This is a genomic window from Burkholderia sp. AU19243, assembly GCF_018148075.1.
Taxonomy (GTDB): Bacteria; Pseudomonadota; Gammaproteobacteria; order Burkholderiales; family Burkholderiaceae; genus Burkholderia; species Burkholderia latens_A.
Genome location: NZ_JAGSTV010000036.1, coordinates 1 through 2,817, shown reverse-complemented (window position 1 = coordinate 2,817; position 2,817 = coordinate 1). Strand labels below are relative to the sequence as shown.

Sequence of the window (2,817 nt, the reverse complement as noted above, 5' to 3'; positions counted from 1 at the left end):
CCCTCTTTGCCTGATGACCATAGCGAGTCGGTCCCACCCCTTCCCATCCCGAACAGGACCGTGAAACGACTCTACGCCGATGATAGTGCGGATTCCCGTGTGAAAGTAGGTAATCGTCAGGCTCCCTAAGCCAGAAACCCCCGCCCGAACAGGCGGGGGTTTTTGCATTTGCGGCGGCGGAAAGGCATGCCGCGCGGCGAAGCCCGCCATGGAGCACAGACCCGGACGTTCCGTGTTACCGGTTCGGATAGCACGCTCAGTTAAATCCTCCCTCCACGCAGGTTGCCCGGCTTTCCCCTGGGCGATCGACGCGGTTCCCATCCGTCTTTTATCGCTCGCGCTTGCCTTGGCACCCGTCACGCTCTTCTCGGAACTGAACCGCACCTGCGGTGCATTCACGATCGATCGCAAGCGCAAGCGTCGGCGGCCGCCGACTCGCCGGCAAACCGCCGTTCCCCGCTCAGATCACGCCGCGTTGACGTCGCGCCGAAACGCGCCCGGGCTTGTGCCCGTCCATTTCCGGAACGCGCGATGAAACGCGCTGGGCGCGGTAAATCCAAGTCCGGCCGCGATTTCCGCGACGCTGAGAGTTTGCTCGCGTAGCAGCGACATCTATTGCACCCGTTGGCAAATCTACCGTCGGCACTAGCCTTAATGCCGCCTGTACTTTCAGGGCAATCGATCCACTCCTCGAGCGCCGCTACCACTTCATGGCCCCTTTCGAAGCCGTCTCCGACGGCGGTTTCCAGCTTGTGGCTTCGGTTATTCGTATCTCCCGCCCGAGCTCTCTCCGCCAAGCAGGCACCCGTGGACTTCCCATCATCGGCTATTGCGTGATCTAGTTCGCCATCTCCGCATAACATCGCCGGCCTCATTTAGGCTGCCGGTGTGACGGTACTGGGTCGGCCCAGGCAGCTGGGCCGGCTTACCGCAGTGTGGCTGCCCGCGAATACCCAGCAAACCGCCGACCGAATTTCGGCCCAAATCGAGCGACAGAGGGCGACTTGCCAGTCGCCGCACCGCTTGATCCTGCGCGCTGTGTGCCCGACTACGGGCAGGCCATTTCAGCAGGCAGCGATTCATCGGCAGACGAAGGGCGGTGCCGAAATGACCACTATTCACGCGACGCCGGGAGCTGCACGACGCGCACGATAACGCGCGCGCGTAGGCGCCGGTGCGTGGAGCGTCTGCTTCCGAATGTACGACAGCGACATCCGCCCCTGATACTCCACGTTGGTCAATGCGAACGAGGCTGTAGCGCCGACGACCGCAATTGGTACGGAGCGGCGAAGGCCAGTTTCCGGGTCTTTGAGCAGTGGAATGAAACGCAGCAAGACGCCGCGAAATGAGCCGCGCATCAACCTCTCTGACGCCGCAAGCGCCCGTCGCGTCGACGCAAAGCGGAGGGGCAGCCGCCATCTGCAGGGTAGCGAGGTGGTGTTCGCGATCCGGCAGTCGCCGCGTGGCCGCAGCGCCAAGCGATGCCGTGCCCGGCGCAGGAGTTGATCAACTGTTGGAAGGCCGCGGGTTCGTGCTGGCGAATGGGGGAGAACGCGATGAAACGAGGCCACGCCGCAGCCCGAGGCCGTGAGCGCCAAGCGCGCGACCGCGGGTCGTTGCGTGTCGGCGGCTTCGGGCGGTAACGCAAGCAAGCGGATGACCGCTCCGGCGGCGCAGCTCGGTCCTGTCCATGGCGACGGATGACAGTCGGTTGCGCCGTGCGCTGCACATCCAGCGGCGCGACGGTCAAAAACGGTGTTCCGGCGCCCCTCGCCCGCAACTGCAGTGACACTGCGTAACCTGAGCCGGGATCCCCTATCGCACGTTTCCGCGAGCCCGTTTTGGGCATCACCCAAACCTCGTTCCGGCGCTCTCGTTGCGTCCGGCATGGAAATTGCAATTTTTTTGCTTAACCCGCTTGGCATTATGCGCAGGAGGCCGTATGATGGCGGTCTTTCGTTTTCAGCAAAGATGAAAATCGATGCTGAAGGCGGAGTCTGACGAAGATGCGGATGCCGGTCGGTGATCCTGTCGTGCTTGCCGTAGCCAGGCAGGCGTCGGCGGTGGGTAAATCGTGCGGCGCTCAGGAAGAGAATGAAAAATATTCTTCCCGATGTGCTTGACAAGAGTGCGATGCACCCCCATAATCGTCAGTTCTCTACGGAGGGGTGCCCGAGTGGCTAAAGGGGGCAGACTGTAAATCTGTTGGCTTACGCCTACGTTGGTTCGAATCCAACCTCCTCCACCAAGAACATCAGCGCAGAGAGCGGTAGGGAATCGTTAGTGGCCCGTGCGGGTGTAGCTCAATGGTAGAGCAGAAGCCTTCCAAGCTTACGACGAGGGTTCGATTCCCTTCACCCGCTCCAGTCCATGAAGTTGAAGCGTAATAGCGCCCATGTGGCTCAGTGGTAGAGCACTCCCTTGGTAAGGGAGAGGTCGGCAGTTCGATCCTGCCCATGGGCACCAGCAGTAAAAAGTCAGTGTCTGTTTGCGCGCGGCGCAACATGTGAAATTCCTTTCGGGAGTTGAAAATGGCCAAGGAAAAGTTTGAGCGGACCAAGCCGCACGTCAACGTTGGTACGATTGGTCACGTTGACCACGGCAAGACGACGCTGACGGCAGCGATCACGACGGTTCTGACGAAGAAGTTCGGCGGCGAGGCGAAGGCGTACGACCAGATCGACGCGGCGCCGGAAGAAAAGGCGCGCGGCATCACGATCAACACGGCACACGTCGAGTACGAAACGGCAAACCGCCACTACGCACACGTCGACTGCCCGGGCCACGCTGACTATGTGAAGAACATGATCACGGGCG

1 protein-coding gene, 3 tRNA genes, 1 rRNA gene and 1 pseudogene are annotated in these 2,817 nt (G+C 61.4%); 5 read left to right on the top strand and 1 reads right to left on the bottom strand.

Annotation, left to right across the window (positions count from 1 at the left end; all coding sequences use genetic code 11):
* Positions 1-9: 9 nt before the first annotated feature.
* Positions 10-122, top strand: a 5S ribosomal RNA gene (gene rrf, locus KDW55_RS29140).
* A 343-nt stretch (positions 123-465) separates the two neighbouring features.
* Here rrf and KDW55_RS29135 read toward each other — a convergent pair.
* Positions 466-609, bottom strand: a pseudogene (locus KDW55_RS29135) (helix-turn-helix domain-containing protein); the annotation flags it as partial.
* A gap of 1,553 nt (positions 610-2,162) precedes the next feature.
* Between KDW55_RS29135 and KDW55_RS29130 the strand changes: the two are divergent.
* The 4 genes from KDW55_RS29130 to KDW55_RS29115 form a co-directional block, all read left to right on the top strand.
* Positions 2,163-2,248: transfer RNA gene (locus tag KDW55_RS29130), tRNA-Tyr, on the top strand.
* 44 nt (positions 2,249-2,292) lie between these two features.
* Positions 2,293-2,366, top strand: a tRNA-Gly gene (locus KDW55_RS29125).
* Positions 2,367-2,391: 25 nt separating this feature from the next.
* Positions 2,392-2,466, top strand: a tRNA-Thr gene (locus tag KDW55_RS29120).
* 65 nt (positions 2,467-2,531) lie between these two features.
* Positions 2,532-2,817 (top strand): GTP-binding protein (locus KDW55_RS29115; RefSeq protein ID WP_249174181.1); only part of this gene is annotated, 286 nt, incomplete at its 3' end.